Genomic DNA, 17,898 nt, shown 5'->3' with positions numbered 1-17,898 from the left:
ATTGATAGTGAAGCTATACTCATTTTGAATGCTTTTTATGAGAGGACTTTGATGTTATTGAATGATCCCTTAGCCATGATTGATATATCGGCATTTTTTTCCAAGGATAATCCCTTTTTGCAATTTACGATTGATACCTTGCCTGTGCCGATTTTTTACAAAGATATCAACGGCATTTACTTAGGTTGTAATAAAGCATTTGAAGATTTCATCAAAATATCCCGAGAAGACTTGGTAGGGGCCAGTGTTTATGACTTGTTTGCAAAAGATTTGGCCGATATTTATCAAAGTGCCGATAAGGCATTATTTGATAATCCTGGTGTGCAAATTTATGAGGTTGAAATTCGCAATAATGAAGGTGAACCTGTCTTTGTCAAATTTCATAAAACCAGCTTTGTTGATCTGCAAGGTAATGTCGCTGGGTTAATAGGAGTGATATTTGACATCACCGAGCAAAAAAAGTTAGAAGCCACATTGATAAATAATGCGACGTTTGATGTGCTGACGGGGTGTTATAACCGCCGTGAAGGCATTGCGCTAGCGGTAAAGAATATCAATTTAGCCATTAATGGCGATATACAATATGGGGTGATGATGATTGATGTTGATCATTTTAAACGGGTCAATGATCAGCATGGTCATGGCGTTGGCGACAAAGCATTGCAGCATATTGCCGACCTATTTAGCCAGATAAAAGGGCAAGACGATACCGTGATACGCTGGGGTGGGGAAGAGTTTCTTATTTTAGTTAAAGCACCAATTGAGCTTGCCAACTTTAAACAACAACTCCTGCAGCAGGCAAATGTGCTAAGAGAAACATTAGCTAATACGCCACTGGTTATTGATCAATTGTCGCTCTCGCTGACCATTAGTTGCGGTGTTAGCCATTTTCAAGGTCAAACCCTACGAGAGTTAATTAATCAAGCCGATACCTTTTTGTATATGGCAAAAAATAACGGACGCAATCAGGTGTGCAGTGAATACCTGTGCGAGTAACGGCTCGTTTTTAACGTGGTAGTTACTCGGTGCATGGGTTAAACGGATTTCGAGATCAAATCAACTATTGCTCAAGATCAAAGACAACATCACTAATGCTGTCAAAGCGTTAGATTAGCCCTTACACTAGCTTTAGGCATATTTTTGGGCAACATCAATGAAACCAATTATTTGTAACACTGCATTAGAGGCCATTTCATTAATTGAAGACGGTGAAACGTTATGGACTCACTCTATGGGCGCAACCCCTAAAGTATTACTTGATGCGTTAGCTGTGCATGCGCTAACTAAGCAAAATTTAACCTTGCTGCAATTACATACTGAATGCGCAGAATCACTGAGCGATCCACGTTTAAAGCAACATATTCGTCATCGTTGTTTTTTTGGTGGCTTGCCCACAAGGTTGCTGTTACAGCAAGGTGATGCTGATTATGTGCCTATCTTTTTATCTGAAGTACCTAAACTATTTCGTTCAGGAGAACAGCCTATTGATACTGCTATTATTCAAGTATCACCGCCAGATCAGCATGGTATTTGTTCATTAGGCATATCGGTAGAAGCTACCCTTGCTGCCTGTCAAATGGCGAAAAAAATAATTGCACATATCAACCCGCAAATGCCACGCACTCATGGTGATGGCTTTATTCATTATCATAAATTTGCCGCAGTGTATGAGCAAAGTGTGCCATTACCCCAGCATCCACTGGCAGCAAGTGACGCCACTAGCTTGGCGATTGGTCAACATGTGGCAAAACTAGTACGAGATGGTGACTGTTTGCAAATGGGCATAGGTGCAATTCCTGATGCTGTGTTGTCTTGTTTGACTGATCATAAAGATTTAGGCGTACATACCGAGCTATTTTCAGACGGTGTGCTTAATCTGGTTGAGCTTGGGGTGATTAATAACAGCCGTAAAAAAGTGCATCCGGGTAAATTGGTGACGGGGTTCGCCTTGGGTAGTCAGCGACTTTACGATTATGTAAATGACAATCCATCAGTCATTTTTATGGACATAGAGCAAGTTAATGATACGGCTATTATTCGTAAGAATCCTAATGTGATGGCGATAAACTCGGCATTACAGGTGGATATTTCTGGACAAATTTGTGCTGACTCATTGGGGACGCGAATTTATTCAGGGGTGGGCGGGCAAATGGACTTTATTCGTGGAGCAGGGTTATCTGAGGGCGGCCGCTCAGTGATTGCATTGCCAAGTACTGCAGCTAAAGGTACGGTTTCAAGGATCGCCACCGTTTTGTCACCTGGTGCTGGGGTTGTTACTACCCGTGCCCATGTGCATTACATCGTCACCGAATATGGCATAGCTAATCTGCGGGGTAAATCGTTACGAGAACGTGCTCGTGCCTTAATCGATATTGCTCATCCTGACTTTAGAGATCTGCTTTGCCAAGAAACTTTTGATATGTGGGGGCTGAAGGTTTAGTTACTTGACTGATTTTTTGAATATGCTCGCAAACAGGATAACTTTTTTCTAAGCTGCCAAATAATATTGTTGAGTGTTGAGTGTTGAGTGTTGAGTGTTGAGTGTTGAGTGTTGAGTGTTGAGTGTTGAGTGTTGAGTGTTCAGGTGTGGTATATAAAGTAAACCGTTAAAGCATCTATACTTCATCGGCTGTTCAAATGCCTCATGACGTATCAGTTTGTATCAATCATTTAAAAATGCTACCTGAAATGAAGTGACCCCATAAAGTTGGACATTTCTAGTTAAGCGGCTTCTTTTAAGGCCTGATTTCGGTACTCAACCGGAGTTAGGCCTTTTAGTTTAACCTTAATTCTCTTTTGGTTGTAATACGTTATGTATTCTTTGATTGCGCTAATTAGCTCATTTGCGCTTTCAAATTGACGTCCATGATACATTTCTGTTTTAAGTAAAGCGAAGAAGTTCTCTGCTACTGCATTGTCTAGACAGTTCCCTTTTCTCGACATGCTTTGAGTTAATCCTGCATCTTTCAACATTTTCTTGTATTTGCTATGGCGATATTGCCAACCTTGATCACTATGAACGATTGGCTTTGACCGACTATCAAGCTTTGCCAATGAATCTTCTAACATGCCAGTGACCAATGTTAAACGAACATGCTTTTCAACTCGATAAGCGACAACTTCTTGATTGAACGTATCTATTACAGGTGATAAATAGACTTTTTGCCCCTTTACTTTGAACTCTGTAACATCGGTTACCCATTTTTCATCGGGCTTGTCGGCGTTGAAGTCACGCTTTAAAACGTTAGGTGCTACTTGGCCTTGCTCACCTTTGTAAGAGCTATACTTTTTAGGCCTAACCGTGGATTTCAAGCCTAGCTCAAGCATTAATCTCTGTACTGTTTTCTTATTCATTTTGTACGTTTTACGCAACTCTAAGTGCACTCTACGGTAGCCATATCGCCCTTTATGTTCATGGTAAATATCACTAATGAGCTTCCGCTCCTCTTGATAAGGGACCGGTTTACCTAATGACTTTTTTTGGTAATAGAACACGCTTCTAGGTAGCTCTACAGCGTTAAGTAAGTGCTTAAGGGAATACTCATTTTTTAGAGCCAGAACTATCAACGCTTTTTCTTTGTTTGTTGACGTTTTTGCTGTTCCAGCTCCTCTAACTTTTTTAAAACAGCGTTCTCCGCTCGAAGGTAGGCAAGCTCTTCTTTTAACTCTTCAATGCTCTTCTGGTCATCAGATTTTTGGGCTTGTGAATTTGAGCGAAGTTTCATTTTTGGCCGACCTTTAGTTTTTGAGCGCAAGCCGTTTATGCCATCAGAGATATAGTGTTTTTCCCACATATATAAGATGCCTGGGCTAGACAAATTTAAGACAGCGCTAGTGTGGCTGATTGACCATTGATTTGTCCACATCAGATTTAATGCAGAGAACTTTGCATCTGCAGTCTGATATTCATGCCCGTCACGAAAGGCCTCAAATTGATGAATGGAGTATACCTGACTCCAGTATTTGACCAGCCTAGGATGTATTTTAAACTCTTTAGCTAGTTGAATAGGTGACTCACCAGATAAATGACGTTTTGAAACAGTTAATTTGAATTCTCGTTTATGCTTATACATAAAAAGACCCCCAATAATTGGTGTCCAACTATTGGGGGTCTGTTCAAAATGAACCAATTCGTTTTTAAAGCCTTTAAAGATGACTACAGATACCCATTGATTTGACAGCAGTTAAAAATGGTCATTGTTTTGCTATTTATCTAAATTTATGGATTTAAGGTTAAAGGATTAATGGATTTATCAAAGTTTGTCCCCTTATGGGTGTGCGCGATGCTTTTTGTCGTCCTAAGTGGTATCAGTCCAAGCGCTATTGGTGACCAAACTGAAAATGAAACTCGCGCTGATGAAATTTTGTTGCAATTACTTGAAGGCCTTATTCCTTTAGAAGATGATATTCAGCAAGCGATTGCTGAATTAGCAACATTAATCCACCCTGATGATACAGAAAGGCAAAAACGTTATGTACGAACTTATTGCTGGTATCAAAAAAACTCGACCCCAGAGCTGCTTCAGCAAGGTATCCGTTACGCTGATAACCAAATCATCCTTTATTCAGATCCGTTTCCATCAGAGATTTTAGCGGATTTATACCTGTGTCGAGGTTGGTTTAAAGACATGGCTTCTGATCCTGATGGTGCTTTTGGGGATGTCAATAAAGGGATTGAGTATGCCTATAAAATCGATAACCCTCGTCTAATTGCCGATGGTCGTAACATTCGTGGCAGAATGTATTCTTTCAAAGGCAATTACAGTGCCGCATTAGAAGATTTTATCACCGCCCAACAGTTATACGAGTCATTAAACTCTCCTTATTGGGAAGCCTATAATTTAAGTGATATTGCTTCGACTTATAGTCGCTTTGGCGATCCCGCTTCCGCGTTAAAGTATCAAATGAAGCTAGAGCAATATTATATTGATTCGGGGCAATTATTTAATGCTAATGACATTAATTATCAAATAGCTATTTCATTCCATAAGCTTAAAAATTATCAGCAAGCCATTGAGCGTCTTAAAAAAAGTCAACAATATTGGTTAGATGAGGGGCATCAAATCAATGCTGAGCTTATGTCTATTGAGGTGGCAGGTAGCATGATTATGCTTGGGCAATTTAATCAAGCTAAACTCCGTTTATTACAAGCTAAAACTCACATCAATGACAGTTTACCTAATGTGATGGGGCACTTATATTTTTATCTTGCACAAGTGATGGTGCATGAAAATAATCTGCAACAAGCTTTGGTCTATTTCACTAAAGCAAAACAAGCCTATCAGACGAGTCAAAATGATGTAAGGATCAGTGAAACGTTATTACTACAAAGTGAAGTGTTAGCTGGGTTAAACCGTTGGCAAGAGTCATTTCATACTCAAGCTGATTATATTGCGCTGCATCATCAAATGGATGAAAAAATCCTTGATGAACGTAATGCTGAAATGCAAGCACGTTTTGATACAGAGCAAGTTATCTCTGAAAATGAATTGCTCATAGAGGCCGCTAAAATCAAAGATGCGCAATTCGCTATTATGCAGCGCAATGAAAACATGCAGATCATTATTATTATTTTAAGCTGCATTATTTTAATTTTTGTTTCTATTTTTGCTTATAAGCAAATTCTCACCAAACGGACTTTTAAACGTCTTGCATTAACAGATTACCTCACTAACCTTTCTAATCGACGTGATACTTATGAGCGTGGAAATGATTTTCTTAAGCAAGCCGCTGCCGATAACCAACCATTTTCAGTTATTTCGTTTGATGCCGACTACTTTAAAGCTGTTAATGATTCACTTGGCCATGAAGTGGGCGATCATGTGCTGATTAAACTGGCGGAGTTAGCGGCAAATACAATGCGTGAAACTGACCTTGTTGGTCGGGTGGGTGGCGAAGAATTTTTAGTGTTGCTTCCGAATACCAATAAAGATACTGCCATATTCATTGCGCAGCGTTTAATTACCACTGTCGCGCATCACGATTGGTCAAGTATTGCACCTGAATTAAAGCAAACCATTAGTGCGGGTGTTGCCTCGTTTACGCATGAGCAATCATTTGAGTCGTTGCTGATTAAAGCCGATGAAGCGTTATACCTAGCAAAATCAGCAGGGCGTAATTGTGTTAAAGCGGCTTGATGGATTATTTGCTCAAAGATATTGGTTCGCCTGATGTATTTTCTTAATGCTGTTTGCTTTATTTAGCCTTGCGGGCAAGGTAAGTTGGGGGCTTCGCCCACACTAGACCAAAAGGTTGTGAACTGCGCCCCCTCTTGGAGCATCATGAAAATGCGATATTTAAATAACAGTCGGTACTTTCTAGGCTAAACCTTAGGCATAAAAAATGTGGCGCATAGACCACATCTTTTATCCAAACGAAGTTTGCAAATGGAGTAGCCTAATAATTACTCCACATCACTCTTTACTCTGGGTCGTAATCCAACACTGGCGCTAACCACTTTTCTGCTTCGGTCACGCTCATGCCTTTACGTGCGGCATAGTCTTCTACTTGATCGCGGCCAATATTGGTCACGCCAAAGTAACGTGATTTAGGGTGAGCAAAATACCAACCTGATACAGCAGCGGTTGGGAACATGGCGTAGCTTTCGGTAATATTTAAACCAATGGTTTCATCGGGTTTTAATAAATCCCACAGTAAGCCTTTTTCGGTATGATCTGGGCAGGCTGGATAACCCGGTGCAGGGCGAATACCTTTATAGCGTTCACGAATTAAGGCCTCGTTATCTAGCTGCTCATCAGCAGCATAACCCCAAAACTCTTTACGAACTCGCTCGTGCATGCGCTCAGCAAAGGCTTCAGCTAATCGGTCAGCAAGGCATTTAAGCATGATGGCGTTGTAGTCATCGTGGTTTGCTTCAAAACGGGCAACATGCTCGTCAATACCGTGGCCTGCAGTAACCGCAAAGCCACCCATGTAGTCAGCAACACCAGAGTCTTTCGGGGCTACAAAATCAGCTAAACAGAAGTTGTCATTACCCACTCGCTCAAGTTGCATCCGCAAGTGATGGGTCGTCATTTCGACTTGGGTTCTTGTCTCATCGGTATACAGTTCAATATCGTCATGGTTGACGGTATTGGCTGGGAATAAACCAATAACAGCTTTGGCAGTTAACCATTTCTCTTTGATAATGGTTTCTAGCATGGCTTTACCATCGGCATACAGCTTACGGGCTTCTTCACCGACAACTTTATCATCTAAAATTTCTGGAAAATGACCATGTAATTCCCAGCTTCTGAAAAACGGTGTCCAGTCAATTCGTTCAACTAAATCCGTCAATGGGTAATCATCAAACACCTGACGACCAAGTACGTTGGGCGTGAATGGGGTGTAGTTTTGCCAGTCATGTTGGCAACGGTTTTCTCGAGCCGCTTCAATTGAAACAATGGTTTTACGCTTGGTTTGCGACAGGCGTTTTTCTCTCATGATGTCGTATTCAGCGTAAGTTGCATCAATGGTTGCTTGGCGCGTTTCATTGCTAACTAATTTGCTCACCATGGGCACTGCGCGCGAGGCGTCAGCGATGTAAATCGCACCATGGGGGTAATGTGGGGCAATTTTTACTGCGGTATGAATTTTAGAGCAGGTGGCACCGCCAATAATGGCTGGAATGGTTAACCCTTCACGTTGGAAGGTTTTCACGTTATGCACCATTTCATCAAGGCTTGGGGTGATAAGCCCAGACATACCAATAATATCAATATTGTGCTCTTTTACGGCGGCAAGAATCTTCTCAACCGACACCATAACGCCAAGATCGAACACTTCAAAACCATTACAGGCAAGTACAACACCCACAATGTTTTTGCCGATATCGTGTACATCACCTTTAACGGTCACCATTAAAATTTTACCGTTTGATTGGCCTTCCACTTTTTCTGCTTCAATATAAGGGTTTAAATAAGCCACGGCTTTTTTCATTACCCTTGCTGATTTCACCACTTGCGGTAAGAACATTTTGCCTGAGCCAAATAAGTCGCCCACTACATTCATGCCATCCATTAATGGCCCTTCAATGACATCTAACGGGCGAACGGCTTGTTGGCGTGCTTCTTCGGTATCTTGGTCAATAAATTCGGTGATCCCTTTGACAAGCGCATGGGATAAACGCTCATTAACGGACAGGCTACGCCATGCTAAATCTTCCTTTTTAGCGACTTGCTGGCCATCACCACGATATTTTTCGGCAATATCGAGTAGTTGTTCGGTATTGTTTGAATCTGCAACTGGACATGGCAGGTTAAGTACCACGTTTTCAACTTTCTCTTTTAACTCTGGGTCAATGTCATCATAAATGGCTAACTGCCCGGCGTTAACTATGCCCATGTCCATACCGGCTTGAATCGCATGATATAAAAATACCGCGTGTATGGCTTCTCGTACTGGGTTGTTGCCTCTAAATGAGAACGACACATTAGATACGCCACCTGAAATCATCGCATAAGGCAAGGTGGCTTTTATGTCTTTAATGGATTCAATAAAGTCGACCGCATAATTGTCGTGCTCGTCAATACCGGTAGCGATGGCAAAAATATTTGGGTCGAAGATGATATCTTCTGGCGGAAAACCAACGACATCGACTAACAAGCGATAAGCACGGGTACAAATTTCGGTTTTACGTTGGCGGGTATCGGCTTGGCCGTCTTCGTCAAAGGCCATCACAATGGCTGCTGCGCCATAACGTTTCACTAAGGTGGCTTGTTCAATAAAGGCTTGTTCGCCTTCTTTCATCGAAATAGAGTTTACGATGGACTTGCCTTGTACGCATTTTAGCCCAGCTTCTATCACTTCCCACTTTGAAGAGTCGATCATAATCGGTACTCGGGAAATATCCGGCTCTGAGGCGATCAAGTTTAAAAACTTGGTCATCGACGCTGCGCCATCAAGCATGCCTTCATCCATGTTGACGTCGATAATTTGTGCGCCGTTTTCTACTTGCTCACGCACCACATCTAAGGCTTCTTCAAACTTTTCTTCTTTAATTAAGCGTAAAAACTTTGCCGAGCCTGTGACGTTAGCGCGCTCGCCAACATTCACAAATAGCGAGTTACCATCGATGGTTAGTGGTTCAAGTCCTGATAAACGACAAGCTACAGGGATGTCAGGAATACTGCGAGGTGCGTGGGTGATAACGGCATCGCGAATCGCGCTGATATGTGCTGGTGTGCTTCCACAACAACCGCCAACAATATTTAGCATGCCTTCCGCTGCCCAGTCGACAATGACCTCGGCCATTTCTTCTGGCGTTTCATCATAACCGCCAAATTCATTCGGCAGGCCTGCATTGGGGTGTGCTGATACATGACATTCAGCAATGCGAGATAATTCTTCGACGTAAGGGCGCAGTTCTTTTGGGCCTAATGCACAGTTTAGGCCGATTGATAATGGTTTAATGTGGCGTAAAGAGTTGTAAAATGCTTCAGTCGTTTGGCCTGTTAAGGTGCGCCCAGAAGCGTCGGTAATGGTGCCCGAAATCATCACTGGCAGGCGTTCGCCAATGTTGTCAAACACGGTTTCGATGGCAAATAAAGCGGCTTTGGCATTTAAGGTATCAAAAATGGTTTCAACCATAATGATATCTGCACCGCCTTCAATTAATGCGCTGGTGGATTCAATGTAAGCAGCCACTAGGTCATCAAAATGAATGTTGCGATAACCAGGATCGTTCACATCTGGGCTGATAGAGCAGGTACGATTGGTTGGACCAAGTACCCCGGCAACATAGCGTGGTTGGCCCGTTTGTTCGGCTATTTCATCGGCAGCTTGGCGGGCGACTCTGGCGCCTTCAAGGTTAATTTCAGCCGATAACGACTGCATGTCATAGTCGGCCATGGCAATTGTGGTGGCATTAAAGGTGTTAGTTTCAATAATGTCGGCACCGGCCAGCAAGTATTCTCGATGAATTTGCTTGATAATGTGTGGCTGTGATAACACCAATAAATCGTTGTTGCCTTTGACATCGCAATGCCAATCTTTAAAGCGCTCACCACGGTAATCGGCTTCTTCCAATTTGTAGTCTTGGATCATGGTGCCCATTGCGCCATCAAGAATAACAATGCGCTGTTTGAGAAGAGCACTAAGCTGCTGATATGTTTGACTGTAATGAGTCGTCTTCGCCATAACCGAATACCTTTTTAATGCAGGGCAATGCCGCCAAATTGCGTGCAAAGCGATTTTTTGCCAAATTGACTTTACCTTGATTGGCGGGCTGCCATCTAAAATTGCCAAGATAAAAAATATTTTGGACATTTATACGTATAGACGTCCATAATACGTGAGTTGTGACTAACAGGGCAAGGCTAAATTAAATGAAACATCTTCAAATGGTTTTCTTGCGTCATGGCCATTGTGAAGGCGGTGACATAGTGCGAGGTCGAACCGATGTTGCTTTATCATTTGAGGGGGAAGCTCAAATGAATCAAGCTTTTAATAGTCTGCCCAAACTGCCTGATTGTGTATTTACGTCGCCATTACAGCGCTGCCAACTATGGAGTGACGATATCGCAAAACAGCATGCTTTGCCCATATCGACATTAGCCGATTTACAAGAAATTGATTTTGGTGACTGGGATGGTGAGTTATGGCAGCACCTGTATCAGCAATATGGCGGGCAGGTAAGTGCTTATTACGCTAATCCTTGGGATGCAGATAACACGCCAAACAATGCAGAGCCATTGGCATTGTTTACTCAGCGGGTTGAGCAAGTACTCTTATTTATTCTGCAACAGCTGAGTCTTACTAAAAGGTGTGAGGATCAATCACACGCAAGCAGCTTAGTAGTTACCCATGGCGGGGTGATCCGCACTGTTATCGGGTTAATTTTAGATATGAGGAAATCGGCGACATTGTATAGCCAGCTTGCTATACCCTATGGTGCACTCGTTAGTGTTGACGCTTATATAGATGATAAACCACTCGTTTCACTTGATGACATCAGTTTTAGATTGAATTGGCCGACGCTAAGCGCCAAAATAGGCCAGCATTAACCCCTATTTTATAGGTGATAGGTATTGGGAATCGGGCAAGCCCGAACTGTACCCGCAACTGTGATTTATATGTGTTTATTCACCTTTAATAAGCGCATTTAAAAAGTCAGATACCAGCTTATCACTTTCATTTTTAACGCCTGAGCGGGAACACTCAGTGGAGCGTATATGAAGTTATTAATTTGCCGTACTTGCCAAGCAAGTGCCGCCCCTCATCTTTCTAGGCGTCATTTATGACAGCCGCTGCTTTGTCCGTTAGTCAATTAGCTTGGCGCGTTGATGATATCGATATTTTATCGGGTATTGAATTTGAGCTACCCCAAGGGCAAATGCTGGGGATTATTGGCCCTAATGGCGCTGGTAAATCAAGTTTGCTGCGCTGTCTTTACCGCTTTATTCGCCCAACTTGTGGTGAGATTGCCTTATTTGGCGATAATATCTGTCGCTATTCTGCCAAGAAATTTGCAACCCAAGTGGCGGTGGTGCAACAAGATACTCCCCCATTTTTTGATATGAATACCACCCAATTAGTTGCAATGGGATTAACACCACACAAAGGTCTGTTTGATGGTCAAACGACTCATGATATTCAGTTAGTTGAGCAGGCATTGCTGAAAGTGGGCTTAGCTGATAAAGCCTTTTTACAATATGGGCAATTATCAGGTGGCGAAAAACAACGGGCGTTAATTGCCAGAGCGATTGTTCAGCGGCCTAAGTTACTTATTTTAGATGAGCCAACCAATCATTTAGATATTCGTTATCAAATTCAAATTCTTGAATTAGTCAAAAGCTTAGGTATTACCGTAATTGCTTCAATTCACGATCTTAATTTAGCCAGTGCCATGTGTGACAGCTTATTACTGCTTAATAAAGGCCAGCTTGTTGCTAAAGGTTCCCCATCAGAGGTGTTAACTGAGGCGCAAATTGGTCAAGTGTTTGAGGTGTGCTGTGAAGTAACCGAGCATCCACAACATGGTAAGCCACTGATTAGTTACTATTATGGTTATCAGCGCGCCATTGGCAACAGTACCAGTAAAATAGCGAGCCCACATGAGTCAGAGTAAACACCAAGTTCGTTATCAGCTGTTGCTATTTTGCTTAATCCTTGTGACCTTACTCACCCCTATGGCTGCGGCAAGTTTTGGGGCTGCCAATATTCATTTTAGTGATGTGGTTCACCTTCTTGTTAATAGCCTATTTAAGTCAGAACTCACCCCCACGCAAGATCCATCAACCAGTGGCACTTTGGGGGGAAGTATTGTTGAGCGAATCATCTTTGAACTACGTTTTCCTCGCATAGTATTGGCGTTTGTGGCAGGCGCTGGACTGGCGATTGCAGGTAGCGTGTTACAAATTGTCACCCGTAATCCGTTGGCTGATCCATATTTATTTGGTATCAGTTCAGGGGCTTCTTTTGGCGCTGTGGTGGTGTTTTCAGTTTTAGCTGATACAGGCTTGTTTGCGGGTGTTGTTGATTCATCATTATTACAGGCTGCTGCAATTGCTAGCTGGTGGAACTGGCAAAATTTACTCCTGCCTATTGGTGCATTTTTAGGGGCGAGTTTATCGGTTTTAGTGGTGCTGAGTTTATCGGGTTTAGGGCGGGTCAGTCAGGTTGAACGCATGCTGTTATCTGGGGTGGCTACCTCATTTATGTTTGGCGCATTAACCAGTTTGTTGTTGTATTTTTCTAGCCCACAGGCTGCCGCGTCAGTTCTGTTTTGGACCCTAGGCAGCTTTGCTAAAGCCAGTTGGTCTGGGGTTGTGTTACCCGTATTGGTTGTACTTTTTAGCTTGGTCATTATTTTAGCCCTAAAGCGACAAATTGTGGCGTTGCAAGCGGGGGATGAAGCCGCCCATACCTTAGGGGTAAATGTGGCGAAGCTTCGTTTAAATATGCTGTTGTTATGCTCATTGATCACTGCGGTGTTAGTTGCTAGCTGTGGTGGCATTGGCTTTGTGGGATTGATGATCCCCCATTGTGTGCGCTTATTATTGCCCGGCCGTCAGCCAATGGTTATTACCGCGCTTGTGGGCGGAATTTTTATGGTGTGGATTGATGTGATTGCCCGCTGTGTTTTGGGTAATCAAGAGTTACCTGTTGGCATAATTACCGCTGCCATTGGCAGTGTTTTTTTCTTGTTTATTTTGCGTCATCGTCGTTAATGATGACCTAGTTGGTGTTATTTATAAGTAGTTGCCAAAAGGCATGGAGTCACTATGTTTGCCGTTGATCCTGTAACGCATCGATTTGATGAACAAATTCAAAGTAAAATTGATCAAAAAACCAAACCTAAAGGGGCATTAGGCCAACTTGAAGGTTTGGCAAAAAAAGTCGCTCAAGTGCAGTTAAGTCGTGATCCTAATATCAGCCAATTACATATAAAACAGCCGGGATTATTGGTGTTTGCTGCTGATCACGGCATTGCACAATATGGGGTATCGATAGCGCCCAGTGAAGTTACCCGCCAAATGGTGGCTAATTTTGTTCAAGGTGGTGCGGCCGTTAATGTATTTTGTCGCCAAATGGGTTTTAACCTTGAAGTGATTGATTGCGGTATGTTGGCGCCTCTAGGGGCAAAAGGGGTGACTGAACATCGTTTAGGTAATGGCACCGAGGCCATACATTTAGCCCCCGCAATGACCCTAGAACATGTTAGAAAAGGCTTTGAAGCCGCTGCAGAAGTGGTTGAGCGTCATGCGTTATCTGGCTGTAATTTAATTGCCATAGGTGAAATGGGCATAGGTAATAGCTCGTCGGCCGCAGCGATTATGGCGTCCTTATTAGATTTAGATGTACAAAAATGTGTGGGGCGTGGCACTGGCGTAGATGACAAAACCTTCGAGCTTAAAAAGGCATTAATCAATGAAGCCTTAAAAATGCATCGCAGTAAGCTGGTGTCGCCAGTGCATGTGTTAGCTCATTTGGGCGGCTTTGAAATTGTGCAAATGACAGGGGCTATTTTGGCCGCGGCTGAGCGTAAAATGCTAGTCGTGATTGATGGCTTTATTGCGAGCGCCGCTGCATTAGTGGCAGTGAAACTTCACCCTGCGGTAAGTGATTATTTGATTTTTGCGCATCAGTCAGATGAGCAAGGACATAAACTGATGTTGACTCATTTAAATGCCACGCCCTTGTTGTCACTCGGCTTACGTTTAGGTGAAGGAACCGGTGCAGCATTAGCACTGCCGTTAATTCAAGGGGCAGTCAATTTTTATAATGAGATGGCCAGCTTTGACAGTGCTGGTGTTAAAAACGTAGTGTAATTGTCATTAAAGGAACTTATGTCGACTAAATACCTAGGCTTGCGCCAATTAACTCTTTTTTTTGTGGCACTGAGCTTTTTTACCCGCTTACCTATCCCGTCATGGGTAACAGTTGATGCTGAAAAACTGAATAAATCCAGCCGCTATTTTGGCGTGGTGGGACTGTTAATTGGCGTTATTACTGGCGCAATCTTCTGGTTGGCACAACTAATTTTACCGGCCAGTGTGGCGGTATTATTGGCCATGGTCGTTGGCGTATTGCTGACCGGTGGTTTTCATGAAGACGGCTTGGCTGACACTGCCGATGGTTTTGGTGGTGGCTGGAGTGTTGCAGACAAGCTGAAAATAATGAAAGATTCTCGCCTTGGCAGTTATGGCGCGTTAGCCATTGGCCTCGCTTTGCTACTGAAATGGCAATTGTTGGTAGAGCTAGCCCTTTTTAGTCCGATGGCCGCAGTGACTGGTTTAGTGGTGGCTAATACCTTAAGCCGTGTATTGGCCAGCAGCCTGATTTTTAGTGAACAATATGTGCGTGATGATGACAGCGCGAAATCAAAACCGTTAGCCGAGCAGCAATCCTTAAATGACTTGTTTATTTTATTGGCGTCAGGGTTGTTTGTATTGCTGTGGCTTAATGGTGTGGTGGCTTTTAGCTTATTTATTATTTTATGGTGTGTCCGCTTTTTACTGGCCAACTTTTTTAGACGTCAAATCGGCGGTTACACTGGCGATACCTTAGGAGCGGCACAGCAAATATCAGAACTTGTCTGTTATCTGGTTATTCTTGCTGTTGGCTTAAGTTAATGCTGCATTTGGTGTTAGGTGGCGCGAGAAGCGGCAAAAGTCGCTACGCTGAGCAACGGGTGGCTGAAAGGCTTGTTGATGAAGACTTATCGGCAATTTATATTGCCACGGCAACCGCCGGTGATGATGAAATGCAGCGCCGTATTCAGCGGCATCAGCAAGACCGAATTACCAGTAACGTGAAATGGCACACCATTGAAGCCCCGTTGGCACTGGCAGCAACCCTGAAGCAAATTGATAAGCCTAATCAAATTATCTTAGTTGACTGTTTAACCTTATATATCACCAATCATTTATTCGCCTGTGAGCAAGGCGATTCAAATCAATGTGCAGCGCTGAACAGGTCTTGGTTAGCTGAAAAACAGCAATTATTGAGTCTGTTACCTAAGTTGCAAGCGGATATTATCTTAGTCAGTAATGAAGTGGGATCAGGCATTGTGCCGCTTGGTGAGCTAAGCAGAGAATTTGTCGATGAGGCTGGTTGGCTAAATCAAGCCATTGCCACCATTGCCGATGATGTCAGCTTAGTGGTTGCCGGATTACCTTTGTCACTTAAGTCGAGTAAACCATCATGAAAGCCGCTGATAGCCAAATTCAAGGGGCGTTAATGGTGCAAGGCACCACATCAGATGCCGGAAAAAGTACCTTAGTGGCGGGGTTATGCCGTTTATTTGCCCGTAAAGGCGTAAAGGTTGCACCATTTAAACCACAAAATATGGCGCTAAATAGTGCGGTAACTCTTGATGGTGGCGAAATTGGTCGTGCTCAAGCGCTGCAAGCCACGGCCTGTTATTTAGCACCCCACACTGATTTTAATCCAGTACTGCTTAAACCTAGCTCCGACACAGGGGCACAGGTCATTATTCACGGTAAAGCGTTAACCACACTAGAAGCAAACGCTTTTTTTGGCCCGCAAAGTCGTGGTTATAAAGCGCATGCATTAACGGCTGTGATGCAGTCATATCAGCGTTTAACCGCACAATACCAATTGGTACTGATAGAAGGGGCCGGTAGCCCTGCTGAAATCAATTTACGCCAAGGCGATATTGCTAATATGGGCTTTGCTGAAGTCGCCAATTGCCCAGTGATCATTATTGCTGATATTGATAAAGGCGGGGTTTTTGCCCATCTGGTTGGCACATTAGCCTTGCTAAGTGAAACCGAGCAAGCACGGGTCAAAGGCTTTGTTATTAACCGTTTTCGCGGTGATATAAGCTTACTGCAATCAGGCATTGACTGGCTTGAAAACCACACCCAAAAACCCGTACTAGGGGTATTACCTTATTTACATGACTTACATTTAGATGCTGAAGATGCGTTAATTCCACAGTCAAACAGTGTGACAAGCTCACCTGTAAATAGCGCTGAGCGTACCAAGCTAAAAGTATTGGTGTTGGTGTTTCCGCGGATCAGCAATCACACAGACTTTGATCCACTTAGATTACATCCCCAGATTGAGTTTAGTTATTTGTCGTTAGCCGACAATCCTTTACAAAGTGTGATTCAAGCCGATTTAATCATTTTACCCGGTAGTAAAAATGTGCGCGCCGATTTAGCGTTTATGCGCCAACTGGGCTGGGATAAACTGGTTAGTAAACACTTACGTTATGGCGGCAAAGTGATTGGTATATGCGGCGGCTATCAAATGCTTGGTCAGCACATTAATGACCCGCAAGGCATTGAAGATACCGCAGGATGCGAACAAGGTTTAGGTTTATTGGCTATCACCACTGAGCTAATGGAACATAAAACATTAACTCAAGTAAGTGGTTACTTACATTTAAATGGCCAGCAAGCAAGCTTCTGTGGTTATGAGATCCACTGTGGTCAATCAACCTCAACCCTTAGCGGTTTAGCCACGCCCATTGAGTTAACAACAGCCTCATTTGCCCCTAAATCCGATGGTCAAATCAGCGCCGATAATCAAATTTTTGGTACTTATATTCATGGTTTGTTTGATCAACCTGATGCCTGCCAATTAATTTTACAGTGGGCAGGCCTTGAACAAGCCGACCTAATTGATATCAACCAAATTCGAGAACAGCAATTAAATCGTCTAGCGGATGTGTTGGAAGCACATCTTGATGTCGATAAATTAACAGGAGTGATTGCATGAGCCGTGACACAAATGAAAACGACAACCAAGTCGATCAAAAGGCCCAACGCCATAAAGCGCGTCAGCAAAAAGTAAAGCAAGGCGTTGATGCTAAAATTGCCGCAGCTCAGGAAGAAAAGGGCATTTTGCTGGTACTGACAGGCAACGGTAAAGGTAAGTCGACATCAGGTTTTGGCTCAGTTGCGCGTGCTGTTGGTCATGGTCATAAAGCTGCCGTGGTGCAATTTATTAAAGGCACTTGGGCATGTGGTGAGCGCAATTTATTGGAAGGTGCTGGGGTTGAGTTTCACGTAATGGGTACAGGTTTTACGTGGGAGACCCAAGATAAAGCAAAAGACACTGAGGCCGCCATGGAAGCATGGCTTGAAGCTGAAAAGCTGCTAAAAGATGAGTCCGTTAACTTAGTGTTGTTAGACGAGCTAACCTATATGGTGAGTTACCATTATATTGAGTTAGAACGCGTGTTAACGGCACTTAAAAACCGTCCAGCCATGCAGCATGTGATTATTACCGGTCGAGCTTGCCATCGTGAAATCATAGAGTTAGCTGATACCGTGAGCGAGGTGCAACCGATAAAACATGCCTTTAATGCAGGTATCAAAGCGCAACTTGGATTTGATTATTAAGGTTTTTATTATCTGTACTAGCTCAGACTTGATCTGACAATAACCCCTTTACAGATACTGCTTCGGGACGCTGTACGCCATC

14 protein-coding genes and 1 riboswitch are annotated in these 17,898 nt (G+C 43.2%); of the genes, 11 read left to right on the top strand and 3 right to left on the bottom strand.

What is annotated here, in order from left to right; all coding sequences use genetic code 11:
- The first annotated feature begins 51 nt into the window (after positions 1 to 51).
- Positions 52 to 996: a GGDEF domain-containing protein gene (locus tag HBH39_RS13735; RefSeq protein ID WP_167679188.1), complete on the top strand. Its 945-nt coding sequence runs from the start codon at positions 52 to 54 to the stop codon at positions 994 to 996.
- A gap of 157 nt (positions 997 to 1,153) precedes the next feature.
- Positions 1,154 to 2,440: an acetyl-CoA hydrolase/transferase family protein gene (locus HBH39_RS13730; protein WP_167679186.1), complete on the top strand. Its 1,287-nt coding sequence runs from the start codon at positions 1,154 to 1,156 to the stop codon at positions 2,438 to 2,440.
- Positions 2,441 to 2,721: 281 nt separating this feature from the next.
- On the opposite strand, the gene HBH39_RS13725 is transcribed toward HBH39_RS13730, so the two are convergent.
- Both HBH39_RS13725 and HBH39_RS13720 read right to left on the bottom strand, forming a co-directional pair.
- On the bottom strand, positions 2,722 to 3,567 hold the full coding sequence (locus HBH39_RS13725) for an IS3 family transposase (RefSeq protein WP_167679184.1): 846 nt from the start codon (positions 3,565 to 3,567) through the stop codon (positions 2,722 to 2,724).
- Positions 3,564 to 4,073 carry a helix-turn-helix domain-containing protein gene (locus HBH39_RS13720; protein WP_167679183.1) on the bottom strand — a complete coding sequence of 170 codons (510 nt, stop codon included), beginning with the start codon at positions 4,071 to 4,073 and terminating at the stop codon, positions 3,564 to 3,566. The genes HBH39_RS13725 and HBH39_RS13720 overlap by 4 nt, the downstream gene beginning before the upstream one ends.
- 210 nt (positions 4,074 to 4,283) lie before the next feature.
- Here HBH39_RS13720 and HBH39_RS13715 point away from each other — a divergent pair, with 210 nt between their 5' ends.
- On the top strand, positions 4,284 to 6,137 hold the full coding sequence (locus tag HBH39_RS13715) for a tetratricopeptide repeat-containing diguanylate cyclase (protein WP_167679182.1): 1,854 nt from the start codon (positions 4,284 to 4,286) through the stop codon (positions 6,135 to 6,137).
- Between the two features lie 283 nt (positions 6,138 to 6,420).
- On the opposite strand, the gene metH is transcribed toward HBH39_RS13715, so the two are convergent.
- Complete coding sequence (metH, locus tag HBH39_RS13710; protein WP_167679181.1) at positions 6,421 to 10,137, bottom strand: methionine synthase; 3,717 nt, start codon at positions 10,135 to 10,137, stop codon at positions 6,421 to 6,423.
- Between the two features lie 188 nt (positions 10,138 to 10,325).
- Here metH and HBH39_RS13705 point away from each other — a divergent pair, with 188 nt between their 5' ends.
- The 8 genes from HBH39_RS13705 to cobO all read left to right on the top strand — a co-directional run bounded on the left by HBH39_RS13705 (position 10,326) and on the right by cobO (position 17,816).
- Positions 10,326 to 11,003 carry a histidine phosphatase family protein gene (locus tag HBH39_RS13705; protein ID WP_167679180.1) on the top strand — a complete coding sequence of 226 codons (678 nt, stop codon included), beginning with the start codon at positions 10,326 to 10,328 and terminating at the stop codon, positions 11,001 to 11,003.
- A gap of 2 nt (positions 11,004 to 11,005) precedes the next feature.
- Positions 11,006 to 11,139: riboswitch (cobalamin riboswitch) on the top strand.
- A 97-nt stretch (positions 11,140 to 11,236) separates the two neighbouring features.
- Entirely contained in the window at positions 11,237 to 12,067 is an 831-nt protein-coding gene (locus tag HBH39_RS13700; protein WP_167679179.1) for an ABC transporter ATP-binding protein, read from the top strand.
- Positions 12,054 to 13,169, top strand: a complete 1,116-nt coding sequence (locus HBH39_RS13695; protein ID WP_167679178.1) for a FecCD family ABC transporter permease — start codon at positions 12,054 to 12,056, stop codon at positions 13,167 to 13,169. Before HBH39_RS13700 ends, HBH39_RS13695 begins: the two co-directional genes overlap by 14 nt.
- Before the next feature lie 54 nt (positions 13,170 to 13,223).
- On the top strand, positions 13,224 to 14,270 hold the full coding sequence (cobT, locus tag HBH39_RS13690) for a nicotinate-nucleotide--dimethylbenzimidazole phosphoribosyltransferase (protein WP_167679177.1): 1,047 nt from the start codon (positions 13,224 to 13,226) through the stop codon (positions 14,268 to 14,270).
- Positions 14,271 to 14,288: 18 nt separating this feature from the next.
- Positions 14,289 to 15,074 carry an adenosylcobinamide-GDP ribazoletransferase gene (locus tag HBH39_RS13685; RefSeq protein ID WP_167679176.1) on the top strand — a complete coding sequence of 262 codons (786 nt, stop codon included), beginning with the start codon at positions 14,289 to 14,291 and terminating at the stop codon, positions 15,072 to 15,074.
- Positions 15,074 to 15,649: a bifunctional adenosylcobinamide kinase/adenosylcobinamide-phosphate guanylyltransferase gene (gene cobU / locus HBH39_RS13680; RefSeq protein ID WP_167679175.1), complete on the top strand. Its 576-nt coding sequence runs from the start codon at positions 15,074 to 15,076 to the stop codon at positions 15,647 to 15,649. Before HBH39_RS13685 ends, cobU begins: the two co-directional genes overlap by 1 nt.
- Positions 15,646 to 17,190: a cobyric acid synthase gene (locus HBH39_RS13675; protein WP_167679174.1), complete on the top strand. Its 1,545-nt coding sequence runs from the start codon at positions 15,646 to 15,648 to the stop codon at positions 17,188 to 17,190. The genes cobU and HBH39_RS13675 overlap by 4 nt, the downstream gene beginning before the upstream one ends.
- A complete protein-coding gene (gene cobO, locus HBH39_RS13670) occupies positions 17,187 to 17,816 on the top strand; it encodes a cob(I)yrinic acid a,c-diamide adenosyltransferase (protein ID WP_167679173.1) in 630 nt (209 codons plus the stop codon). The genes HBH39_RS13675 and cobO overlap by 4 nt, the downstream gene beginning before the upstream one ends.
- Positions 17,817 to 17,898 lie beyond the last annotated feature (82 nt).

Origin of the sequence: Shewanella aestuarii (genome assembly GCF_011765625.1) — a bacterium.
Taxonomy (GTDB): domain Bacteria; phylum Pseudomonadota; class Gammaproteobacteria; order Enterobacterales; family Shewanellaceae; genus Shewanella; species Shewanella aestuarii_A.
This window is presented reverse-complemented; position numbering and strand designations above follow the sequence as displayed.